At 59.9% G+C, this 22,774-nt stretch carries 24 protein-coding genes and 1 riboswitch; of the genes, 11 read left to right on the forward strand and 13 right to left on the reverse strand.

Annotated features, from left to right (window positions below):
- The first annotated feature begins 82 nt into the window (after positions 1-82).
- From ACXADQ_RS11275 to ACXADQ_RS11315, 9 genes are read left to right on the forward strand one after another with little or no spacing between them, the layout of a single operon-like run.
- Positions 83-559 (forward strand): NIPSNAP family protein, encoded by a 477-nt coding sequence (locus tag ACXADQ_RS11275; protein WP_475320378.1) that lies wholly within the window; start codon positions 83-85, stop codon positions 557-559.
- The gene (locus ACXADQ_RS11280; RefSeq protein ID WP_475320379.1) at positions 556-1,491 is read left to right on the forward strand and encodes an FAD binding domain-containing protein; all 936 of its coding nucleotides are present in this window, start codon (positions 556-558) and stop codon (positions 1,489-1,491) included. Before ACXADQ_RS11275 ends, ACXADQ_RS11280 begins: the two co-directional genes overlap by 4 nt.
- The gene (locus tag ACXADQ_RS11285; protein WP_475320380.1) at positions 1,488-1,979 is read left to right on the forward strand and encodes a (2Fe-2S)-binding protein; all 492 of its coding nucleotides are present in this window, start codon (positions 1,488-1,490) and stop codon (positions 1,977-1,979) included. Before ACXADQ_RS11280 ends, ACXADQ_RS11285 begins: the two co-directional genes overlap by 4 nt.
- The gene (locus tag ACXADQ_RS11290; protein WP_475320381.1) at positions 1,972-4,365 is read left to right on the forward strand and encodes a xanthine dehydrogenase family protein molybdopterin-binding subunit; all 2,394 of its coding nucleotides are present in this window, start codon (positions 1,972-1,974) and stop codon (positions 4,363-4,365) included. The genes ACXADQ_RS11285 and ACXADQ_RS11290 overlap by 8 nt, the downstream gene beginning before the upstream one ends.
- Positions 4,362-5,345: an amidohydrolase family protein gene (locus tag ACXADQ_RS11295; RefSeq protein ID WP_475320382.1), complete on the forward strand. Its 984-nt coding sequence runs from the start codon at positions 4,362-4,364 to the stop codon at positions 5,343-5,345. The genes ACXADQ_RS11290 and ACXADQ_RS11295 overlap by 4 nt, the downstream gene beginning before the upstream one ends.
- A 1-nt stretch (position 5,346) precedes the next feature.
- Complete coding sequence (locus ACXADQ_RS11300; RefSeq protein ID WP_475320383.1) at positions 5,347-5,796, forward strand: CoxG family protein; 450 nt, start codon at positions 5,347-5,349, stop codon at positions 5,794-5,796.
- Between the two features lies 1 nt (position 5,797).
- A complete protein-coding gene (locus ACXADQ_RS11305) occupies positions 5,798-6,619 on the forward strand; it encodes an alpha/beta fold hydrolase (protein ID WP_475320384.1) in 822 nt (273 codons plus the stop codon).
- Entirely contained in the window at positions 6,619-8,052 is a 1,434-nt protein-coding gene (locus tag ACXADQ_RS11310) for an NAD-dependent succinate-semialdehyde dehydrogenase (RefSeq protein ID WP_475320385.1), read from the forward strand. The genes ACXADQ_RS11305 and ACXADQ_RS11310 overlap by 1 nt, the downstream gene beginning before the upstream one ends.
- Before the next feature lie 3 nt (positions 8,053-8,055).
- Positions 8,056-8,379 carry a 2Fe-2S iron-sulfur cluster-binding protein gene (locus ACXADQ_RS11315; protein WP_475320386.1) on the forward strand — a complete coding sequence of 108 codons (324 nt, stop codon included), beginning with the start codon at positions 8,056-8,058 and terminating at the stop codon, positions 8,377-8,379.
- Between the two features lie 136 nt (positions 8,380-8,515).
- On the opposite strand, the gene ACXADQ_RS11320 is transcribed toward ACXADQ_RS11315, so the two are convergent.
- From ACXADQ_RS11320 to ACXADQ_RS11330, 3 genes are read right to left on the reverse strand one after another with little or no spacing between them, the layout of a single operon-like run.
- Positions 8,516-9,754, reverse strand: a complete 1,239-nt coding sequence (locus ACXADQ_RS11320; protein ID WP_475320387.1) for an amidohydrolase family protein — start codon at positions 9,752-9,754, stop codon at positions 8,516-8,518.
- A complete protein-coding gene (locus ACXADQ_RS11325; protein WP_475320388.1) occupies positions 9,744-10,106 on the reverse strand; it encodes a hypothetical protein in 363 nt (120 codons plus the stop codon). The genes ACXADQ_RS11320 and ACXADQ_RS11325 overlap by 11 nt, the downstream gene beginning before the upstream one ends.
- A complete protein-coding gene (locus tag ACXADQ_RS11330; RefSeq protein WP_475320389.1) occupies positions 10,093-10,455 on the reverse strand; it encodes a Rieske (2Fe-2S) protein in 363 nt (120 codons plus the stop codon). The genes ACXADQ_RS11325 and ACXADQ_RS11330 overlap by 14 nt, the downstream gene beginning before the upstream one ends.
- A gap of 100 nt (positions 10,456-10,555) precedes the next feature.
- On the opposite strand from ACXADQ_RS11330, the gene ACXADQ_RS11335 reads away from it, so the two are divergent.
- On the forward strand, positions 10,556-11,440 hold the full coding sequence (locus ACXADQ_RS11335) for a LysR family transcriptional regulator (RefSeq protein WP_475320390.1): 885 nt from the start codon (positions 10,556-10,558) through the stop codon (positions 11,438-11,440).
- Here the strand turns inward: ACXADQ_RS11335 and ACXADQ_RS11340 are convergent, their stop codons facing one another.
- The 10 genes from ACXADQ_RS11340 to ACXADQ_RS11385 all read right to left on the reverse strand — a co-directional run bounded on the left by ACXADQ_RS11340 (position 11,441) and on the right by ACXADQ_RS11385 (position 21,093).
- Positions 11,441-11,875: a GFA family protein gene (locus ACXADQ_RS11340; protein ID WP_475320391.1), complete on the reverse strand. Its 435-nt coding sequence runs from the start codon at positions 11,873-11,875 to the stop codon at positions 11,441-11,443.
- A complete protein-coding gene (locus ACXADQ_RS11345; RefSeq protein ID WP_475320392.1) occupies positions 11,868-13,430 on the reverse strand; it encodes a class I adenylate-forming enzyme family protein in 1,563 nt (520 codons plus the stop codon). The genes ACXADQ_RS11340 and ACXADQ_RS11345 overlap by 8 nt, the downstream gene beginning before the upstream one ends.
- A gap of 115 nt (positions 13,431-13,545) precedes the next feature.
- Positions 13,546-14,760, reverse strand: a complete 1,215-nt coding sequence (locus tag ACXADQ_RS11350) for a cytochrome P450 (RefSeq protein WP_475320393.1) — start codon at positions 14,758-14,760, stop codon at positions 13,546-13,548.
- Between the two features lie 98 nt (positions 14,761-14,858).
- Positions 14,859-15,461, reverse strand: a complete 603-nt coding sequence (locus ACXADQ_RS11355) for a TetR/AcrR family transcriptional regulator (RefSeq protein ID WP_475320394.1) — start codon at positions 15,459-15,461, stop codon at positions 14,859-14,861.
- A gap of 94 nt (positions 15,462-15,555) precedes the next feature.
- Complete coding sequence (locus ACXADQ_RS11360) at positions 15,556-16,875, reverse strand: TRAP transporter large permease (RefSeq protein ID WP_475320395.1); 1,320 nt, start codon at positions 16,873-16,875, stop codon at positions 15,556-15,558.
- Entirely contained in the window at positions 16,875-17,408 is a 534-nt protein-coding gene (locus ACXADQ_RS11365) for a TRAP transporter small permease (RefSeq protein ID WP_475320396.1), read from the reverse strand. The genes ACXADQ_RS11360 and ACXADQ_RS11365 overlap by 1 nt, the downstream gene beginning before the upstream one ends.
- Positions 17,409-17,413: 5 nt before the next feature.
- Positions 17,414-18,466, reverse strand: a complete 1,053-nt coding sequence (locus tag ACXADQ_RS11370) for a TRAP transporter substrate-binding protein (protein WP_475320397.1) — start codon at positions 18,464-18,466, stop codon at positions 17,414-17,416.
- A gap of 236 nt (positions 18,467-18,702) precedes the next feature.
- Positions 18,703-19,122, reverse strand: coding sequence for a Zn-ribbon domain-containing OB-fold protein (locus tag ACXADQ_RS11375; RefSeq protein ID WP_475320398.1), 420 nt, complete (start codon positions 19,120-19,122; stop codon positions 18,703-18,705).
- 1 nt (position 19,123) lies between these two features.
- Positions 19,124-20,290 (reverse strand): thiolase family protein, encoded by a 1,167-nt coding sequence (locus ACXADQ_RS11380; protein WP_475320399.1) that lies wholly within the window; start codon positions 20,288-20,290, stop codon positions 19,124-19,126.
- A gap of 11 nt (positions 20,291-20,301) precedes the next feature.
- The gene (locus tag ACXADQ_RS11385) at positions 20,302-21,093 is read right to left on the reverse strand and encodes an enoyl-CoA hydratase/isomerase family protein (protein ID WP_475320400.1); all 792 of its coding nucleotides are present in this window, start codon (positions 21,091-21,093) and stop codon (positions 20,302-20,304) included.
- Between the two features lie 379 nt (positions 21,094-21,472).
- Positions 21,473-21,583, forward strand: a riboswitch (guanidine-I (ykkC/yxkD leader).
- A 95-nt stretch (positions 21,584-21,678) separates the two neighbouring features.
- Here ACXADQ_RS11385 and ACXADQ_RS11390 point away from each other — a divergent pair.
- Complete coding sequence (locus tag ACXADQ_RS11390) at positions 21,679-22,746, forward strand: putative urea ABC transporter substrate-binding protein (RefSeq protein ID WP_475320401.1); 1,068 nt, start codon at positions 21,679-21,681, stop codon at positions 22,744-22,746.
- Positions 22,747-22,774 lie beyond the last annotated feature (28 nt).

Genomic DNA, 22,774 nt, shown 5'->3' on the forward strand with positions numbered 1-22,774 from the left:
GATTTTAGGATGTCTTCTGGGAAGGACGCCTTCTAGGGGCAAAGCCTGTGTTCCGCATGCGGGAAATCTGGCGCCGTCTTCCGTGTTGACAAAATTCGCACGACTGTGCAAAAAAGATGTCACATGGACGACTGATTGGCGAAAGAGATTCGACGATTCCAGTCTTGGCCAGGCACTTTGCGGGAGGATCGGAGACGCCTGTCTCCGAAGGGAAGAATTGATATATCAGCTTAAGACATACATCGCGGCCTCTGGGAGGTTTGAAGCGATGAAAACGCGGTTCATCGAAGAAGCCGCGCCCAGGTTGGCGCGCCATGGCCTGACGGTTGTGGCTTGCTTTGACAGCACGGATTCCGCCGACACGCTGGTGTACCTGGTGCAAGCCGCCAGCGAGGATGCGCTCAAACAGGGATGGGCTGCGTTTGGCGCCAACGAGGGTTGGCTGAAAATCAAACGCGAGAGTGAAGTCGATGGTCCCTTGTTGGCCACGCAGAGCTCGTTGACGTTGTCCCCGGCGACCGCGCGGACGGCTGATTTGTTCCAGGGTCTGGGCGCATGAAGCCGGCACGGTTTGACTATATCCGTCCCACCGATCTGGACAGCGCCCTAGAGGCTCTGGCAGGGTCCGATAACGCGCGCGCAATTGCGGGGGGGCAGACCCTTGTGCCCATGCTGGCGATGCGTTTGGCGCGGCCTGCGCTTCTGGTTGATCTTAGCGAAATCCCGGCGTTGCAAGGCATCCGCGACCAGAATGATGCGCTGATAATTGGGGCGATGACGCGCCAGGCCAATGCGCTTTCGTCACCGCTTGTGCAGCGCTTCGTGCCGCTATTAGCCAAGGCGCTGACGTTTGTCGGGCATCCCCCAACCCGCAGCCGCGGAACGGTCGGCGGCTCGGTCGCGAACGCGGACCCCTCGGCGGAAATCGGGCTGGTTCTGGCCACGTTGGGTGGATCTGTTCAGGTCGCCGAAGCGGGCGAACCAGCAGAAGACATCGAGGCCGAGGACCTGTTTATCGGCCCGATGCTGACCACGATCCCCGAAGAGGGATTGCTGATCGCGGTCCGCTTTCCGATCTGGCGAGAGGCCGCATTGGGATGTGGATTCCACGAAATCTCTAGCCGTGGATCGGATTTTGCCTATGCCTCGGCCGCCGCGCAGGTCGCGCTTGGCCCGGACGGCAAGGTGCTGCGCGTTGCGTTGGGTGTGGGCGGGGTCGGTGATTTCCCCATCGCGTTGGACGTGGAGGCGCTGACGGGGCAGGTGCCAAACAAGCCCCTACTGCAAAAGGTGATCGAGGACGGTTTTCAGGACATCGAGTCCTTTTCGGATCTGCACGCCAGCGAGGGCTATCGCATGCGCGCCGGCAAAGAACTGGCCCTGCGCGCCCTGAGTGATGCGATTGCCCAGGCCCAGAATTCGGCCCAAACCCAGGCCCAAAATTCGGCCCAAACCCCGGCCCAAACCCAGGCCCAAGGAGCGACCCAATGAAAGTAACGACCACGATCAACGGGACGCAGCACCAGCTGGACGTTGAGCCGCGTACGACCTTGTTGGATGCGCTGCGTGACGAGCTGGGGTTGAAAGGGTCTCATACCGGATGCGAACACGGCGTCTGCGGCGCGTGCACCGTTTTGATCAACGGCGCGCCGGGACGGTCCTGCCTGATGCTGGCCGTTCAGGCCGAGGGGCAAGAGATTACGACCATCGAAGGGGTCGCCCCCGAACCCGGACAACTGAGCATTGTGCAAGAGGCCTTTTGTGATGCCCACGCCATGCAATGCGGATTCTGCACTCCGGGTATGGTGCTGTCCGCCGAGCATCTGCTGAAGGAAAACCCGCGTCCGACGCGCGATGACATCCTCGAAGCGATCTCGGGGAATATCTGTCGCTGCACCGGCTATGGCCAGATCATCGAAGCCATCGAACTGGCCTCGGATCGGTTGACCCAAAACACGCAGGAGTCCGCAGATGTCTGATCAGAAGTTTCGGTATATCTCCAAAAGCCGCCCCGTGCGCGAAGACCGCCGGTTCGTGGTGGGCAAAGGACGGTATGCCGCCGATATCGATGTGCCAGGAACGTTGCATGTGGCTATGGTAGCTTCCCGCCACCCCGCTGCGCGTATCCTGGCCATCGATACCCAGGCTGCGCTGCAATTGGACGGCGTGCACATGGTTGTCACGGGCGAGGATCTGGCCAAAGCCACCAACCCGTTGATGAACGGCCTGGACACACCCGAAGTCCGGCGTTTCCCCATGGCTGTTGGCCAGGTGCGTTATGCCGGGGAATGGGTTGCGGCCGTGGTGGCCGACAACCGGGCGTTGGCCGAGGATGCCGCCGAGCTGGTGCGGGTTGACTATGACCCCTTGCGGTTTGTGCTGGACCCCGAGGAGGCCTACACGCCCCAAAGCCCCCCGGTTCATCCCGGTCACGGATCGAATATCCTGTTGGATAAGACCTTTAACTGGGGCGAAGTCGATGCGGATTTCAAAGAGGCCACGAACGAGCTGACCTTTCGCGTGGAATGGGGGCGCAACTCGACCGTTCCCATCGAAACCTTTGGTGTGACCGCCTCGTGGAATGCCGCCACGGAAATGCTGGATGTCTGGGCGTCGATCCAGATGCCGAAATACGCGGATCAGATCGCCGGGGCGCTGCGCATTCCGCAGAACTCGGTTCGGGTTCACTACGACGTGGATGTGGGCGGTAGCTATGGCGTCAAACGCGGGATCAAACACACGGTTCTGGCGGGATATCTGTCGCGTCAGCTGAACCGGCCGGTGCGCCTGATCGAGGACCGGCTCGAGAACATGCGGGCCGGGGATGCACATGGTCCCAACCGGATTTTTGACGTCAGCGTTGCCTACGAGGACGACGGGATCGTGACCTCGATGAAGATGCGGGCGCTGGACAATGCCGGGGCCTATGCGGGGCGCGCGCCGTTCCAGTTGGGCAAACCGATTGGTGCCATTGTCGGCCCCTACAAGATCGGATCGGTGCGGTATCAGGCGGTTTCGGTAACCACGAACAAGGCCGCACAAGAGGCCGTGCGGGGCTTTGGCCAGGCGCCGACGAACTATGCGATCGAGACCGCCATGGACAAGGTCGCCCAGGCCATCGGGCTGGACCGGATCGAGCTGCGTCGGCGCAATTTCATTCGCTCGGACGAGTTTCCCTACCTCATTCCGTCAGGCACGAAATACGACAGTGGCGACTATCATACCGTCGTGGAAAAGGTGCTGGCGCATGCGGACTACAAGGATCTGATCGCTCGCCGGGATGCGCTGCGCGCCGAGGGTCTGCTGGCCGGGATCGGGGTTGCGGCCTGTCTGGAACCCTCGGGCGGGAACTCTTCCTTTGAACCGCTGCTGAATCCGGCGAATACCACCTCGACCTGGATGGAATCGGTGCGCCTGAATGTTGATACGCATGGCGGCATCACCGCGAATATTCATACCACCTCGTCGGGGCAGGGGCATGAAACCTTGGTGTCCACCGTGGTTGGCGAGGCGCTGGAAATTGATCCGGCCAAGGTGCGGGTCATGCGCCCTGACAGCCTGTCGTCGATGCCGGGGAACTCTCCGGTTGGCAGCCGCATGGCCATTATGATGGGGGGCGCGGCCTTCGAGGCAGCGCTGAAGATCAAAGAAAAGGCCCAGATGATCGCGGCCCACAATTTTGGTTGTTCAACCGGCCAGGTGACCTATGCCGACGGCACGGTGACAGGGCCAGAGGGACAATCGCTCAGCTGGCAACAGATCGTTCATATTTGCCATCGCGAGTTCCACAATCTGCCCGAAGGCATGATGCCGGGGCTGGAGGCCAGCCATGTGTTGCAGGTCCCCACGGGCACTGACCTGCCCAAGGATGACAGGGTGCAGATGTACCCTTGTCACTCTTTCGAGTTCCATTTGGTTCTGGTTGCAATGGACCCGGTTTTGGCCAAGCCCGAGATCAAGCGATACGTCATCGGGCATGACTGTGGCACGGTCATCAACCCGCATATCGTCAAGGGCATGACGCTAGGAGGCATCGCGCACGGGATCGGCGCCGCTCTGCTGGAAGAGTTCGTCTATGACGACGAAGGCCACCTGATGACCCAAAGCTTCATGGACTACCTGATGCCGTCCAGCCACGAGGTGCCGCAGGTCGAAATCGTGCATCACTGTACGCCGTCCCCGCTGACCTCGTTCGGGCAAAAAGGATCGGGCGAAAGCGGCTATCTGGGGTCTCCGGCAGCTGTTTCCGGGGCCATCAATGATGCGCTCGCGCCGCTGGGGATTGCGGCCGAAAAACTCCCTATTCGCATCACGTGGCTGGGCGATGCAATCGACGCAGCCCAACAGACCAAGGAGCCGACATGATTATTGACTCTCACGCACATCTGGTGCCGCCCTCGCTGCTGGAGGACATCCGCGCCAATGCGACCAAGTTTCCCTCGGTTGACCTGATCGAGGCAGACGGCGGATCGCTGGCGTTTTCCTTCGCGGGCAAGAACCCCACCCGTCCCGTCAAGGGCCTGTTGCGGGACATCCCGGCCCGCAAGGCCTGGCTGGCCGAGCGCGGCATCGACAAGCAGGTTTGCGGCGGTTGGCTGGACATGTTTGGCAACGATCTGCCCGCCCAGGAAGGCGAGGCCTGGTCGCGTATGACCAACGAACACCTGGCGCAGGCCTCGAAAGATCACCCCGAACTGGTGACCCTGGCCACGGTGCCGTTGCAGGATGGCAAGCGCGCCGCCCAGGTGCTGCGCGATGCCGCGGCGATGGGGTTCAAAGGCACCATGATCGGCACTCAGCCCAAAGGCGCCGGTGGGGTTCTGGATGACCCTGACCTGATCCCCTTTTGGGAGGCCGCAGATGATCTGGGCATGTCCGTTGCCATCCACCCGGTTTTCGAAAGCGGCGACGCCCGCGTGAAGGATTACGGCATGTCCAATGCGGTCGGACGGGTGACCGACACGTTGATCGCCGTGTCGCGCCTGATCTATGCGGGCCATGTCACGCGCTACAAGGATGCCAAGATCATCGCTGGCATCGGCGGTTCGGCTCTGCCCTATGTGGTGGGGCGCCTGCGCCGGAACGCCTCGCTGGATAGCAGCTTGGGCGACCCGGACGAGGCCCTGGCAGCGCTTTACTACAATTCCATCCTGCAAGACGCCCGCGCGTTGCAGTTCCTGGCCCAGATTGTAGGCACCGACCGGATCATGATGGGCTCGGACGCGCCGTTCCCGATTGGCGATCCAGACCCAATGCAAATCGTACAAGACGCCGGATTTGACGAGGCCGCGACCGCCAGCATCAACGGCGGCCTGATGGCCAGGCTTCTGGGAATGGAGGACTGACATGAAACTGGAAATCAAAGGGGATCGCATCTTCTCGGTTCCCGTCCAGACCCTTTGGGACGCCTTGAATGACCCCAAGGTTTTGGCGGCCTGCATCCCGGGCTGTAAGGAAATGGTTGAAACCGGACCGGACCAATATCGCGTGATCCTAGAGCTGAAAGTGGCCGCCGTCGGCGGATCGTTTGAAGGCGCGATCGCCCTGACCGATAAAGTCGAGCCACAGACGTGCCGGATCACGGTCTCTGGCGAGGGCACGCTGGGGCATGGCACCGGAACCGCTGAGTTTAGCATCTCGGCGGATGGAGACGGCAGCGCGCTGGTCTACAATGGCAGCGGCGAGATCGGTGGCCTTGTCGCCGGGGTTGGCCAGCGGGTTTTGGGCAGTGTTTCCAAGCACCTTGTAAAACGGTTTTTCAAAGCGCTGGACGCGCAGCTGGTCCCGGTCAACTGATATGGATGGGTTTACCGCTCAGAAGATCTTGCTGGCCTCGGGCCTCAGCCTAAACGTCTTGTGGCGACCGGCCGCATGGCCGGACCGTCCTGTCGTTATGTTCAGCAACTCGCTGGCGACGACGCATGGCATGTGGGCCCGCGTGGTGGCAGGACTGCCCCAGACCTGGGGGATCATTCTGTATGACACCCGGGGGCATGGGGGCTCGGATTTGGCGCCGGCCACGCTTGATGATTTGGGGCAGGATGCAGCAGAGCTGATCGAGACATTCGCGCCCGAGGGGGTGCATATGTGCGGATTGTCCCTTGGGGGGTTGACCGCGCAATGGATGGCGCTGAACCGGCCGGATCTATTGCATAGCGTGGTCATCGCCAACTCGGCCCCGGTGTTTCCGCCAGCCCAGATGTGGACGGATCGCGCCGCGGCCGCGCGCGATGGGGGCATGGCGCAGTTTGTGGCCCCAAGCCTGGAGCGCTGGTTTACCCCCGCGTTCCAGGACGCGCATCCCAAGGCGCTGATGGCCCTGTCAAACGAGTTGGTCGAGATGTCCCCCGAGGGCTATGCCTGTGGCTGCGAGGTGTTGGCCCAATCCGATCTGTCGGCGCAGCTGGGGCAAATCTCGCTGCCAACGGACATCATCGCCGGACAGCACGATCCATCTACACCCGTCGAAACACACAAAGCGATGGCTGATCAGATACCGGGCGCCGAACTGACAGTTCTGGATGCGGCCCATATTTCGGCCATCGAAGCGGACAGAGAATTTTCACGAACACTCGTCGGGCATGTCTGGCGCTCGCGAAATCAGCAGGGAGGAAGCTGATGTATAAGGATACAGAACTCTATATTGATGGCGTATGGCAGGCTGCGGCCTCAGGCGACACGCTGTCGGTCATCAATCCGGCCACCGAAGAAGAAATCGGCCGGGTCGCCAAAGCGGGTCGCGATGATCTGGACAAGGCGCTGGGCGCTGCCGAGCGCGCCTTTCATGTCTGGCGTAAAACCTCGCCGCTGGAGCGCTCGGATATCTTGCGCCGTGCTGCGGGCTTGATGCGCGAACGAAGCGACGAAATCTGCCAGCTGATGACCCTGGAGCAGGGCAAACCGCTGCACGAGGCCGCCGTCGAGATCAACTCTTCGGCCGAGATCATCGAATGGAATGCCGAAGAGGGCCGGCGCACCTATGGCCAGATCATCCCGCCGCGGATATTCGGCGTGTCTCAGCAATTGCGCAATGAACCTATCGGTCCGGTTGCAGCCTTCACGCCGTGGAACTTCCCCATGAGCCAAGCCGCCCGGAAAATCGGTGCTGCGCTGGCCGCAGGCTGTTCCATGATCATCAAACCCCCCGAGGAAACCCCGGCCTGCGTAGCGGCCATGATCAAGGCCTTCGAAGACGCCGGGCTGCCCGCCGGGGTGCTGAACATGGTCTATGGCGTGCCCGCCGAGATCTCGGAATACCTGATTGCGCATCCGGTGATCCGCAAGATCTCTTTTACCGGGTCCACGGCTGTCGGCAAGCATCTGGCCGCGATGGCGGGCCAGCATATGAAACGCGCGACTATGGAGCTGGGCGGCCATGCCCCCACCATCGTCTTCAAAGATGCGGACCTGGAAAAGGCTGCGACCGCATTGACGGCCATCAAATATCGCAACGCCGCTCAGATCTGCCTGGCGCCGACGCGGTTCATGGTCGAAGAAGCCGTGTTCGAGGATTTCGTTGAACTTTACGTGGCCAAGTCTCAGTCGATCAAGGTTGGCGATGGCACACAGGCGGGCACCACCATGGGGCCGCTGGCCAATGAACGCCGCCTTCCGGCGCTGCAAGGGTTTGTCGAGGATGCGGTGGCCGCAGGTGGTCAGCTGCGCTCGGGCGGTGACCGGGTCGGAAACAAGGGCTATTTCTTCAAGCCGACGGTTATGACCGATGTGCCCATCGCCGCGCGCGCCATGACGGAAGAGCCCTTTGGCCCGCTGTCCATGATCAACCGGTTTTCCCATATTGATCAGGTCGTTACCGAGGCCAACCGCAACAGTTATGGGCTGGCGGCATATGCGTTCACCACATCGACGGCCAATGTGGAACGGCTGGCAGGCGACATGGAGGTCGGCATGCTGTCGGTCAACCATTTCGGGATCGGTCTGGCCGAGCTCTTCTTGGGCGGTGTTCAGGATTCCGGCTACGGCTCGGAGGGCGGATCGGACGCGATCAAGGCCTATCAGGTTCAGAAATTGTTGACGCTGGCACCGGAGTAATCAATGCCCAAAGTGACCTATATCACCCATCAAGGTGTTGCCACGGTTCTGGACGTGCCTCAGGGTGAAACCCTGATGCGCGCGGCGCTGGACGCTGGAGTGGACGGGATCGTGGGGCAGTGCGGCGGGGCGATGGCCTGCGCTACCTGCCATGTGTTTGTCGACGAGGCGTGGCTGGAAAAAGTGGGGCCGCCCTCGGAAACCGAAGAGATCATGCTGGAAAGCACGATGGACGAGGCCGACAAGACCAGCCGCCTGTCCTGTCAGATCACGATGAGCGCTGCTTTGGACGGGGTGATCCTGCGCCTGCCCAAGGAACAAGCCTGAAACGAACTCCGGGCCGCTTTGCATTGCAAAAGCGACCCGGAGGCTTTTGCGGATTGGCGTTCCTGCCATACCCCACATGGAAAATCGACGCGCAGGGCGCTGCATCGAACGCGAGCTTTGCCCCTGCGCTGTTGCTTTACCGGATCAGCTGTTTCACCGGTGTGGGATCCAGGCCAAAGACACGCGCGGCGTTCAGGCCGAGGATATTCTTCTTGGCCTCGGTCGACAAAAACGGCTGATCGATGATGGACGAGGGCAGATCAAAGTCAAAATGTGGCCAGTCCGACGCATAAAGCAGCTGCGTTTCGGCATTGATCATGCCCAGTGTGAATTCCAACGCCTTCTTGTCGTGGGTCTCCATTGGTTGGGTCGTGTACCAGCAATGATCGCGGATATAGTCGCTGGGCAACCGCTTTAGCTGCGGAGCTTCTGAGGGCCGCATCAGGAACTGATCATCCAGGCGCTGCATCAGGAACGGAATCCAGGCCAGCCCGCTTTCGATCCAGATGCTTTTGAGCTTGGGAAAGCGTTCCGGAATCCCGTTCAGAATCCAGTTGGTCAAATGGATCATATTGCACCACACAAACCCCAAGGCATGCATCCCCAGAAACCGGTTCACTGTCGCCAGCGATTGGTCATTCCAGTTGTAGCCGGCATGAAACGCGATCGGCAAACCGCGCTCTTCCAGCATCGCATAGAGGCGCATATAGTCGTTGCTGTGCACTGGTTTGTGCCGCACGCTGGTGACGCTGAAACCGATCACACCGGGCTTATCGGCGAAATCCTCGACCATCCGTTCGCATTCTTTGGGCGTGTTGAAGGGCAGATAGATCAGCGTTTTGATCCGCGGGTCAACGCTTGTGATGCGGTCGATGATCCACAGCGAATAGGCGCGTGCCAGGGCGACCTCCATTTCGGGCTGTGGATGCATGCCCATGAACAGCATCGGCGTTGGAAAGACGACCATATAGTCCACGCCCAGGCCATCCATCGCCCGACGGGTCAGGGTCACGTCGCGGTGCACGGTTTTGTCATCGACAGGCTCCATCTGGATGTCCTGATGCGGGATGCGGCCCCCGGCGCTTTGATAGCGCAGGCCGAAATCGCCGTTTAGGCCATATGGGGCTGCGCCGACCCTGTCCGAGTGAAAGTGCATGGCTTGTTCGCGGATCACCGGGTCTTCGATATAGGTGATGATCTCGGCCCAGCTGACGGTTTCCATGTGGTGCGCATCGACATCGACGACGAACCAGTCATTCAACCCGCGCGAGATCGCATCCCGTTTGGCATGGTCCAGCAGGTCTCGGGTGTCGGTTGCGGCGTCGGCCTCTTGCCAGCGCAGCTCTTCAACGGTTTTGGGGGATTCAATGTTCATTTTGCAGCTCCTGGACCAGGCGGTCTTCTTCGGGACGACGGCGATACCACAGCGACAGCTCCATCGGGCCCAGATGCAGGGCGCGCAGCAGCTCGGACACCGCAGACAGCATTTCCGTTGCGCTCAGCTCTTCGCCTTTTCCGCCGATGATCGGGCGGAATGTGCGCTCTTCGCCGTCGGCTTTGGCGACGTACAAGCGGATCGCGGCCGTCAGCAATTGGGCGACGGCCTCGTCCGAGACCCGGCCGGCCTCGCCCATTTCGGTCAGTTCCGCCGACGAGTGCAGGATCTGAGGGCTGATTTTGTCGATCCAGGCATAGGGATCATTCACCAGGGTGTCAGAGTGTGACATAGATCGCTCCGTCTTCTTGCAGAACCTTGACCGGGCGCAGGCGCGCAGCGCCCCCCGGATGTTCGCCCGTCAACAGATCAAACTCATAGCCATGCCAGGGGCAGACGATATGAGTCTGGTCTGGGCTATGTTCTTGAATGCTTGTGGTTTTCTCGGCGCTCAGAGGTTCCAGAACCCGTTTGAATATGCGTCCCTGACACACAGGGCCGCGCATGTGGGGGCAATTGTTGAACCAGGCGACGACCTGATCCTGAACCCGGAAAACGCCCACTTCTTTTCCGTCACAGGACACGACCTTGCGGTCTCCTTCGGCAAGCTCGTTCTCCTGGCAAATAAGGTATTTTGGCATTGATACGCTCCTGTTCGATAACGTTCCAAGAGTGTATCTTGCGGCGCTTGTGATACTCCAATACTATGTAAATACTGATATGATAGGGAATTGGTATCATATGATTGACCTTCGACAAATGCGACAGTTCCTGGCCATCGCGGACAAAGGCAGCTTTCGCGCCGCGGCGAAATTTCTGAACATGTCTCAGCCGCCGCTCAGCGTGTCGATCCAAAAGCTCGAGGCCGATCTGGGCGTGACGCTGATCGACCGCCAGACCCGAAAATTGCGCCTGACAGATGCCGGGCGGGTGTTCGAAGAGGAAAGCCGCGCCACCTTGCAGCGTGCCGAGCGCGCCCTGGAACGAACGCGCCGGGCCGGGCGGGGCTATTACGGCGAGCTGCGGGTGGTTTTCCTGTCCAGCGTCGTGCACCGGCTGATCCCACATGCCTTGCAAGCTTTTCGCGCCGAATTTCCGGATGTCGAGGTCACTCTGACCGAGGCAACCACGCGCCAGCAGATGCAAGCCCTGCGCGACGACATGACGGACCTGTCGATCCTGATGCCGCCGGCGACGTTTCAAACAAAATGGCCACGCCGCATTTTGCAGAGCCAAGCCATGGTGGCGGCGTTGCCCGAACATCACCGGTTGGCCGGGCACTCTGTGATCAAGCTGTCAGACCTTGCGCAGGATGATTGGATCATGTGCCCGCCACAGCATGGTCCGGGGCTGCATGACAGCATCACCGAGGGCTGCCAGCAGGCTGGGTTTTCTCCTCGGGTGACGCAGCAGGCGCATCAGATGCAATCCATGCTGGGTTTGGTGTCGGCCGGTTTGGGAGTGACACTGGTGTCGCAGAACCTGTCGAATGCCGTGTATTCCGGGGTGAGCTTTGCGCAGATCTCGGGGGTAGGCACGCCGGTCAACAATTCGCTCGAGGTGCTCTATCGCCCGAATTCCGTTCATGCGCAGGCCTTTGCGGATTGTCTGCAAGCTGTGGAGTGATCACGTCGCTGGCCGCCCACGCGCAAGGGAGGTCACCTCGTCCGGGATATCGACCCAATTCTGTTTGGTTTCGCACCACAAATGCGTCGTCGGCGCCAACCATGTGGTGTCGTCCAGGGTGCCCGCTTTTAGAAACGCAAGCCCCGGGCGCGCTGCGATGGTCGAGTAAATGGGCGACCCGCAGGCGCCACAAAAATTGCGTTGCACGGGCAGCCCGCTGTCCGCGGTGCCATGAAACGTCCGCAGCGTGTCCCGGTTTGACAGGATCAGGTCGTCTTCGGCCAGGCAGACGACGCTGGAAAAGCTTGAGCCGGTCTGCCGCTGGCAGGCCTTGCAGTGACACACGGCCGTTGCCAGAGGCGCGGCCTCGAACGCGTATCGAATAGAGCCGCACAGGCAGGCTCCGGTGCGCGTCTTCTTGGGCTGATCAGGCATCGCTCTTGGTTCCTTGTGATGTCTTGTCACGAGATTTCAGGGTTTCGCGCAGTGTGATTTTGTCAATTTTGCCGGTCGCGTTCATGGGGAATTCGTCGACAAAGAAAAAGGTCGAGGGCTGTTTGTAGGGGGCAAGGTTGTCGCGGCAATGGGCCTTTAGAGTATTGGCATCCAGCTGGCTTGTGGCTTGCACCTGCACGAAGGCCACGACCTCTTCGTTGTCATCTGTCGCGCGGCCGATCACGGCCGATTGCGCAACGCCATCGGCCGAGTTCAGAACCGCCTCGACCTCGATGGGGTAGACGTTAAATCCGCTGCGGATGATCACATCCTTGCTACGCCCCACGATGCGCAGGCGCCCCAGATCATCAAACGTTCCCAGGTCACCCGTGTTCACAAAGCCCTCGCGGTCGGTGGCCACAAGGGTCGCGCCCTGATCCTTGTAGTATCCCAGCATCACCGGCGGCCCTTTGGCCCAGATTTCACCGATGTCGTTGTTCATACCCTTCATTTTGACCTGAATGCCGGGTTGCAGGACGCCGACCTCCACATCTTCGACAGGGATGGCCGAGCGCGCCACCGGGGTGCATTCCGTCAGGCCATACGAGTTATAGACCCGCACGTTCAGCTCTTTTTCGATCCGTGCTTTCAGGCCCAGACTTAGGGGCGCGCCCGCGGTCCCAACCACCCGAAGGTTGTGTTCCCCCAGATCGTCCCCTGAATCCGAGAGGTAGTCCAAAAACCGCGAAAACAGCGTGGGAACGCCCGTGATGCAGGTGACGCGGGTTCTGATCGCCTGGGCTATTTCTGCCGGGTCGAACACAGCGGCCAGCTCGACCGAGGCCCCGCGCGAGAAGGCGGTGATCAGCACCACGCCCAGGCCGATAACATGGCTGATCGGGGCGCAATTGTAAAAACAATCGCTTTGTGTGACGCCTCGGATTTCAGCCATATTCGCCCCCATATACATGATGGCTTGATGGCTGAGCATCACCGCCTTTGGATTGCCTGTCGACCCGGAGGTGAAGACCAGCGTCGCCACATCCTGCGCGCTGTTTCCGGTCACGGGGGCTGGGTCAATCGTATTGGCGGCATGAAAAACCGACAGCGGCCCAACCGGCGTTTCCATGGGGTTCGCCTGCATCGCGGCGGCGCGCTTGCCGGTTTCCACGGATCCCTCCAGGCAGAACACGACGGCGGCGCTGTCGGAAAACTCGGAGATCGAGCGCACTTCGCGATCTGTGCTGCGCGCATTGATGGGGATCGCCCAGGCTCCGATTTCCGAAGCCGCAAACATCACGATCACAGCCTGGGGACCGTTCTCGGCAACAATCGACAGCCGGTCACCGGGGCGAAGTCCGATTTCACCAAGAACCGCAACAGCGGCTTGGACCTGGTCCCACATATGGCCATAGGTATAGGTGCGCCCGGCCGAAAACAGCGCCGGGGCGTCCGGGGTTTTGGTGCCCCAGTGTTCCAGATATCCGCTAAAGCGCGCTGGCAGACGGGCCAGCATTTCGGTGGCGTCGCCACCGCTGAAGATAGGGTCGCTCACCCGTTTTCTCCTTTTCTCAATCGTATTCCCTGTGGGGTGCCTGCCACCTCACAGGAAACAGACGGGTGCGTTCTGGTTGCACCCGCCTGTTGCGCTTGTTGTCGTCAGCCCGGCTTTACCCTTTGGCCTGGGTGTCGCGGACGAACCGGATGGGCAAACGTTCGAAACCGCGCAAATTGTTGTGCATCTGGCGCACGGGTTCGTCGGCGAACTCGATCCGCTCCACGATGGGCAGCAGAGCGTTGAAAAGCACTTCGCCCTCAAGCCGGGCCATCATCTGACCGACGCAGGTATGAATGCCATGACCAAAGGCGACATGCCCCACGGGTTTGCGTGTTACATCGAACTGGTCGGGGTTGTCCCAGGCCTCGGGGTCGCGGTTGGCCGAGGCAATGTTAACATAGAATTTCTGATGCTTCTTAATGGGAACGCCGGCGACCTCGGTGTCTTGCAGGGCAGTTCGAAAATACCCCTGGAACGGAGATTCAAAGCGCAGGACCTCTTCCAGGGCGGGTTTCACCAGTTTGGGATTGTTGCGCAGGATCGTCCATTGATCGGGGTAGGTGGCGAACAGCCACAACGCGTTGGTGATCATATGCACCGTGGTATCAATGCCCGCCGAAAGGAAGATGCGCACCAGACGGGCGCCATATGCGGCATCAAAGCCTTGTTCTGCCGCCATGGCGTGAACCTGCGCGCCCAATCCATCCGGGGACATGTTTTCGCGCTGGCAGGCCTCGGCGACCCATTGCGCCACTTCGGCGGCGTTGGCCATTGCCTTGTCATAGTATTTGTTTTTGGGGCCCAGCGTGTTGAAGATCATATTGCCCCAGTCGATCAGAAACCGGCGCCCGTCCTCGCGAATACCCACTGAATCCGCGAAAACCTTCAGCGGGAAGGGTTCGGCCAGTTCTGTGACGGCCTCGACCTGGTCTTGTGCCACCAGGGTGTGCGCATGTTTTGCGGCTTCGGTTTCCATGCGTTCGCGCAATTCGCGCAGGGCTTTGGGGGACATCACGGACATGATGATGTTGCGCGCAACTGTATGGTCCGGCTGGTCCGCCTCGAGCAACAGGCTCAGCGTGCGCCACGAGGTTCCGTCGGTCAGAAAGTTGTCCAGACCCACACCACCGCTGGACACAAAGGTGTCGTGGTCGGCCAAAACCTGTTTGACGATGCTGGCCTTGCCTGTGCCCCAGCACCCCAGGGATTCGACCCAAACCACATCGCCTGCGTCGCGCAGCTTGCCCTGATCTGCATAGGGGTTTTCGATGAACGGATCGCTGAATGGATCCAGCGTGATCGTTGTATAGGTGTTCTCGGTGGTCATCACTGTCTAATTCCTCCTTTTAGACATTCGCCTTGCCGGACGACCCCCGTGACACCACCGCTGTATCGGCCGAGCTCACCCAAGCCCGGCACGGAGCGTCACGTAGAAAGCCTGTCCAGCTCCATTTCAATCAGTTCCTTGCAACGCTCTCGGGTTGCAACGGATGGGTCCATGATCTGGCGCACCACCAGACCATAGGCAAAAACCATCAGGCGCTCGGCCTCGACGGCGCAATCGGTATTAGGGGCCACGGTGCCTTCTTCAATGCCGTCCCGCAGCAGGCGTTCCCAGAACTCCTGCTGACGGGCATAGCGTTTGCCTTGGCGTTCGCGCATTTCCTCGTCTCGGGTGCTGCGTGCGGTAAAGTTCGCCCAGAAGCACCAGAACCGATCATTGCGAGACCGGAACGCATAGCCCCGGATCAGGCGTTTGAGATTGCGGAATGCCGACCCAGAGTAATCCTCCCAATCCTCCGGAAGCTCGAACGCCGCATCATACGCCTTCAGCAAAAGCGTTTGCTTGTTGCCAAAGTGATAGTTGATCGTCCCTGTGCTCAGCTCTGCGCGCTCTGCAACGGCGCGCATCCCCGTACCCTCGATCCCATTTTCCGACACGAGCTCGTAGACAACGCCCAGCAGGAACTTCCTTAGCTCCTTGGTGCCTGCGCGTTCGTTGGAAGAGCGGTTCTCGGTTTTTGGCATTTGGTTAACCCCGGATTTTTGTGACCGGGATACCTTACCAATTCCAAGATCGGTTGAAAGTGTGGAAAAAGCCTGACGAGGGGGGCGCATGTTTCTACCCAACCATTTCCACAAGCCAATAGGTCAGCACCGGAAAGGCCAGGATCACGCCGACACGAACCAGTTCAGATCCGATGAAGGGCAGCACGCCCCGGAACACCTTGCGGGTTTCCACATCCGGCGCCATCGAAGAGATCACGAAAAGGATGATGCCCACAGGCGGGGTAATCAGGCCCAGCTCGACCACGATCAGCACCAGAATGCCGAACCACAGCACCTGCTGCTGCGCAAGCAGTCCAAAGTCCAGCGCCATCAAGGCAGGAAAGACCACGGGCACCGTCAGCAGGATCATGCTGAGGCTGTCCATGATGCAGCCCAGCACCATATAGACCAGCAACACGACCAGCAGGATGGTCATCGGTGCCATGTCCAGCCCGGCCACCCAGCTCGAGGCTTCGTCCGGCAGGCGGGTCAGGGCAAGCGCCACGTTAAACATGTCCGCACCCAGGATGATCACGAAAATCATTGCGCTGGTTCCGGCAGTTTCCAGCAGGCATTGTCCGATGTCGTTTACGGTCAGGCGGCGTGCGACCACACCATATCCGGCGATCAGTACCACACCCACCGAGGCGGCCTCGGACGGGGTCATGAAGCCCCCGTAGATGCCCCCAAGCACGATCACGAACAGTGCAACGATGTGCCAGATCCCCCCAAGCGACACTATGCGGTCCTTCAGGCTGCTGGCGTCTGAGGTCGGGGCCTCATCCGGGAAAAAGCGGACGTAGATGCTGATCGCGATGATAAATCCAACAATCGCCAGCAGGCCCGGAACGGTGGCCGCCAGAAACAGTTTGACGATGTTCTGCTCGGTCAGGATCGCAAAGATAATCAGGATGATCGACGGGGGGATCAGGATGCCCAATGTGCCACCAGCGGCCAAAGATCCTGTGCTAAGCGCCCCGGAATACCCGCGTTTGTGCATCTCGGGCAACGCCACGCGGGTCATCGTTGATGCAGTCGCAATGGACGAGCCGCAGATGGCCCCAAACAACCCGCATCCCGCGACCGAAGCCATGGCAAGACCGCCCCGGAAATGGCCGATCCAGGCGTTGGCGGCGCGAAAAATGTTTTGGCTGATCCCGGTTTTCGTGGCCATCTGGCCCATCAGAACGAACAGGGGCACGACGGCCAGCTCGTAGCTCATGAATTTGTCGACCACCATGGTCTGCAAATAGAAGCTCAGCGGCACCCACCCCAGGATCGAGACGTAGGCATAGACCCCCACCAGCCCCATGGCCAAGGCGATCGGCGCACGAAGAATGATCAGCGAAAACTGAACGGCGATCATGACAAAGGCTATGGTCAGCGGCGTCATTACAGATGCTCCATGCTGGGGGCGCGGGTCACAAGCCCGATAGAAAGAACAATTGCGGCAATGGCCGAAAAGGCGAGGCCCAAAACAGCGGGCACATAGGCCAGCCAGACCGGGAATCCCAACAGCATAGACCGGTCGTCATAATGCAGCTTTTCAAGCATTCCGCGGGTCGTCAGCCACAGCAATGCGATCCAGGCGGCCGCAAAAACCAGCTGCCAGAAGGCTTCGAGGATGCGGCGTTTGTGGAGAGGCAGCCAGTTGGTGAACAGGTCCACCATGATGTGGCTTTTCTGGATTTGGCATTGCGGCATGAACAGCGAAATCGCGATCACACAGCCGATGCCCACCAGTTCAAAATCACCGGGAATTCCTTCGAAACCCAAGGCGCTTAGACAAACAGAAAGCGTGACGGTCAGCGCCATTCCGAAAAGAACCAAGCCCCCGAGCAAGGTCAAAACGTGACTGATGGAATTGACCAGGCGGTGGGCGGCGACCACAGGGCCGCCGCGCTTTGTGTTGATGTCTTGCTCCATCTGACTCAGCCGAGAATGTCGTCAATCGTCGCAAAGACGTCCTGCCCATCGACACCTTTTTCGTTGAGCGTTTTGATGTAGTTCTCGCGGATCGGTGCTGCGGCTTCGCGCCAACGCGCGGCTTCCTCAAGCGAAATCTCACCGATCTCATTGCCGCGGTTCTTGGCGTTCTCCAATCCCGCCGCGCCAAAGCCATCGTACATGGCCCCAAAGCGCTGAGACAGGCCCATACCCGTTTCGGCATTCAGAACATCCTGAACGTCGGGCGACAGAGAATCGAACTTGCGCTTGTTCATCGCAAGGGCAAATGCGGTGGTATAGATGCCGCGCCCACCCGATGCGACGCCGCTATGGTGCGGGGCCAGTTCGTCCAGTTTGAAGGCACGGATGGTTTCATAGGGCAGGCACGCGCCGTCCACCACGCCATTAGAGATGCTGACCGCGATTTCGGTGATTGGCATAAAGACGGGCTCGCCGCCCAGGTTGCGTACAAGTTCGGCCATCTGCTGACTGGGGACGCGGATCTTCTTGCCGGCGATGCCAGCCTGATCGGTGATAACCGCATTGCGCATGTGCAGAATGCCCGGGCTGTGCACCCAGAAACCCAGAGGTTTGACCTCGCTGTATTCGGGCAGGCCGTGCTTTTCCATGACGGTTTGCATCGCCACCGAGGCGCGCTCGGCCGTGGTGATGTTGAACGGCAGGCCGATCGCTTCGGCGACGGCAAAACGCCCCGGAGTATACCCAGCAACAGTAAAGGAAATGTCGACTACGCCATTGCGGGCCTGGTCAAACAGCTCGGGTGGGCGTCCGCCCATCTGCATCGAGGGGAAAACCTGCACCTCGACCTTGCCGTCGGTTTTTTCTCGAATTGTATCGGCCCAGGGCACGAACATCTTCGTATGTGTCGTCGACACCGGCGGCATGAAGTGATGCATGCGCAGCGTTGTTTCAGCAGCACCTGCGTAGCGCGCATAGAGCGGCATAGCCAGGGCCGCGCCCATTGTGGCCATCGCTCCGCGTCGTGTCAGACGAGTGAAGTCATTGGTCTTCCGCATGGAAATTCCTCCCAATCCATTCAGCGGTTTTGTACTGATCCATTGCGGTCCGCTTCCTGTATAAGCCTTATTTGTTTGACGGATTCGCAACTTCATAGCAGCACGTTATTATTGTTTATCGCACAAGTGTGCGGAAATCAAATTGAATCTATTCGTCCAAATACGAAAGCACGCGCCGGGTGGGGCGCGTGCTTGGTCTTGTGCTGAGCGAGGTGCGGGTCGTTTCCCGCCCGCGGCTATGCGGGTTCAAACACTGGAAAGGCGAAGTCGTCGCTTAGTTGATCCCAGGTCAGTTTCAGCGGCATCCCGTCGCGCAGATCCTTGGGGTCAAAATTCACCAGGTTGGTGACAATTCGCACCCCTTCGGCCAATTCAACCGTTGCGCACATATACGGCACCCGGTCTTCGTGGCCGGGCCAGGGGGCCAGCGCTTCGGTCCAGGAATACAGCGTCGCCTTGCCCGAGGCCTCGCGCCATTCCAGGTTGCGCTTGCCGGTAAAGATCGAGACCGGGCGCGGTTGCCATTGGTATCTGCCGCTGTCCAGGCAGTATTGCAGCATCATCTTGCCGTCGCGCGTGGCCGCCCAGAACGGTTCGGTTTCCATATAGGCGTTCGGACGCGGCAGAGGGCGTTTGGATTTAGGTTTATCGCTCATGTCAGTGCTCCAGGATCATGACGTTAGAGACGCCCCAGTTCCGGGCATAGGGAATCGAGCCGATGCCGGTCACCATGGCCGTGCTCAGGTTTTCGACTTGCCGCTCGCCGGCCTCACCAAACATCTGGCGAACCGCTTCGACGCAGTTCAGGCCGCCCCCGGCCAGGCCAGGTTGCCCGGCTGAGATCTGGCCGCCCGAAGTGTTGGTTGGCAGGTCGCCTTTATAGGTCAAGTCGGTGTTCAGTACGAAATCCGATCCTTCGCCGCGCCCGCAGAACCCGATCTGTTCCATTTGCAGGATAAGGGCGATCAAGAAATCGTCATACGGCGCAAACAGGTCGATATCGTCAGTCGTTTTGCCCGCACGTTCCAGCGCTTTGGGGGCTGCGACGGTAAAGCCGGTCTCGGTGATGTCACCAAGCGCCTGATCATTGTTGAAGTTGGTCTTCTCACCGTAGCCCGTCACATAGACCCGCTTCTTCAGGCCTAGACGTTCCGCATTTTCATCCGAGGTCACCAGCACGCCATTCGCACCGTCACACACCATCACGCTGTCCAGCATCCGCAGCGGATCCGATACCACGCGGGATTTCAGGTAATCCTCTTGCGTGATCGGTTTTTGCAGTTTGGACACCGCGTTTGGGTTCATAAGCGCGTGGTTGCGCTGCGTGACAGCCAGTTTGGCCAGGGCCTCGTCTTTCAACCCGTATTGCAGGTCATAGCGTTTTTGCAGCAGGCCAAAGACCCCAACCGGGCCCCGCAGCCCGTGCGGATATTGGAATTCGTACCGATACGCGCCCTGTTCCGTCGGAGGAAAAGACGACTGCGCATCCGACGAAATCACAACCACAGCCTTGCACAGCCCATCGCGAATAGCCGAGGCTGCGCGGGCGATACCTCCGATCATCGAAGCGCCACCCAGGCCGTTCACCTGACACCATTCCGGGGACATGCCCAGCATTTCGGCAACGAAAACAGCCCAGAACGGGTTCGAGGTTTCCGACATGGTTTCCGACACGCAAATCCCGTCGATTTCGGATTTGTCGATGCCGGTGCTTTCGATGATCTGGGCAAAGACATCCCCGGCCAGATCATAAGAGCTGCGGCCGCCTCGCATGGTCACCGGTGTCTCGCCGTATCCTACGATGGCAATATCATTCTTGCTCACGTCACTATTCCTCAGTTGCCTGTGAAGACAGGTTTGCGTTTCTCTTTGAAGGCGGCGATCCCTTCGTTCTTGTCCTCGGACAGGCCAATCGCGAAGAAGCAGTCGGCCTCGGCGGCCATGCCTTCGGACATCGAAGCGTCATAGCCGCGCTCGACCACGGATTTGGTAAACATGATCGACAGAGGCGCCTGCTGGCTGATCTTCTCGGCCAGTTCTCGCGCCTTTTCGATGGCTTTGCCGGTCTCGGTGACATGGTTGACGACACCCAAAGAGGCCGCCTCGGTGCCCGACAGGCGGCGTCCGGTCCACATCATTTCCTTGGCCAGCGCTTTGCCCACGACCCGCGGCAAGGTTTGGGTGCCCGCACCGCCCGGCATCAGGCCCAGTTTGGCCTCGGGCAGGGCGAATTTGGCGCCTTCACCGGCAACAATGATGTCGCACAGCAGGGCCAGTTCGAAACCGCCACCCAGGGCGAACCCCTCGACCGAGGCAATGACGGGTTTAGAAAACTCGGGCAGGGCGCGGAACATCTGATTGACCTTGCGGGTCCGTTTGCGGCGGCGCCAGTGTTCGTAGCGTTCCTCGGGCACGTTCTTTTGTTCACTCGTGTCCACGCCGGTGCAAAACGCCTTTTCGCTGCCGCGAATGATGACCCCGAACAGGCTGCGGTCGGCCTCGACCTTGTCCAGTACCTCCAGCAGCTCTTCGGCGGTCTGTTCGCGAATGGCGTTCATGGTTTGTGGACGGTCAATTGTGAACTCGGCCCACCCGTTGATGTATTCAACCTTGCTGTCCGTAGGCATGTTCCCTCCCTGGGGTATAATGAATCGGTAGCATGGTTATTCGCACAAATGTGCGACAAACGTCAAGCGACTTGCGCAGGTTGAAGCAGCGTTCGGGATCTGGGCAGGGGCATTCGAGTCAGTGGTCCGACGGTATTCAAGCCCCGGGAAAACACCCGATCCGAGGGCGTTTTTCGGCCAGAATCCGGGGTTGGGACGGTTTTTACCGAGAGGATTTTCCGAGATCAGAGAGGTCTTGGGGGCGCGAAAGTGTTCAGACTCCGGCGCGAAAAGGCGCATTTATTGGGGTTTTTGCCCGATTTCTGCTCAAAACCGCTCGAGTTTTGTTGCTCTGGCCCCAAAAACTTGCCCGAAGCGGCGGCCTTGCACTTTGCTGAAGGTGCAGGGTGCTTAGGGTTCCGTTGTCACTGAATGACAGGTCTGGTCCAAGAAGCGCCACCTATCTGGCAAATTCCGGATGGGCACACGGCGGGCCAAAATCCCGGGAGGTTACTGCGCTGGTTCAGTCCGCGCAAGATCTCAATGTTCCGCCAGCGGACCGAAAACCGACCTTGACATCGGCGGGACGTGACAACGGGGAATAACATGAAAATTAAGCAGCTGATGTCCGCGACCGCTCTGGCCGTTGGATTCCTCACCGCGACTGGTGCGCCGATCATCGCGCAGGAAAAAACTGAATTCAAACTGGCCTGGTCCATCTATGTGGGCTGGATGCCGTGGGGCTATCTAGAAGACAGTGGCATCATGGACAAATGGGCCGACAAGTACGGCATCGATGTCGAGATCGTGCAGTTCAACGACTATGTGGAATTGATCAACCAATACACGGCCGGCGCGTTTGACGGTGTCTCGGCCACCAATATGGACACGCTGTCCATTCCCTCGGGGGGCGGTGTCGATACCACGGCGCTGATCATCGGCGACTATTCCAACGGGAACGATGCGGTGATCGCCAAAGGCATCACCGGCCTGGAAGACCTGAAAGGCAAGCCGGTGAATCTGGTCGAACTGTCTGTGTCGCACTATTTGCTGGCGCGGGGGCTGGACTCGGTCGGGCTGGAAGAATCCGATCTGGAGGCCGTGATCAACACCTCTGATGCCGACATGATCGCTGCCTATGCGACCAATGACGTCGAGGCCGTGGTCACCTGGAACCCGCTGGTGTCGGAAATCCTGGGGTCCAACCCGGACGCTGTGAACCTGTTTGACAGCTCTAAGATCCCTGGCGAGATTCTGGACCTGATGGTTGTGAACACCGAAACGCTGGCCGCCAATCCGAATTTCGGCAAGGCCGTCGCAGGGGCCTGGTATGAGGTCATGAGCCTGATGGCCGCAGGCGACGAAGCCGCCCTGACCGCCATGGCCGAGGCCTCGGGGACGGATCTGGCGGGCTACAAGGCCCAGATGGCTGCGACCGAGATGTTCTTTGATCCAGCTGCGGCCGTTGCTCAGGCCAGCTCGGAAGCGCTGCCAACCACGATGACCAACGTCGCCGAGTTCCTGTTCGACAAGGGCATCCTTGGCGAGGGCGCCCCCAGCGCGGATTTCGTAGGTATCGAATATCCGGACGGGTCCATCTCGGGGTCCGAGGCCAACGTCAAGTTCCGCTTTGACACCACCTATATGCAGATGGCCGCCGACGGTGCGCTGTAAGGCATGGGCCGGGCGGCGTTTGTGACGT

It is taken from the genome of Thalassovita sp. ABM4_323, from assembly GCF_056158665.1.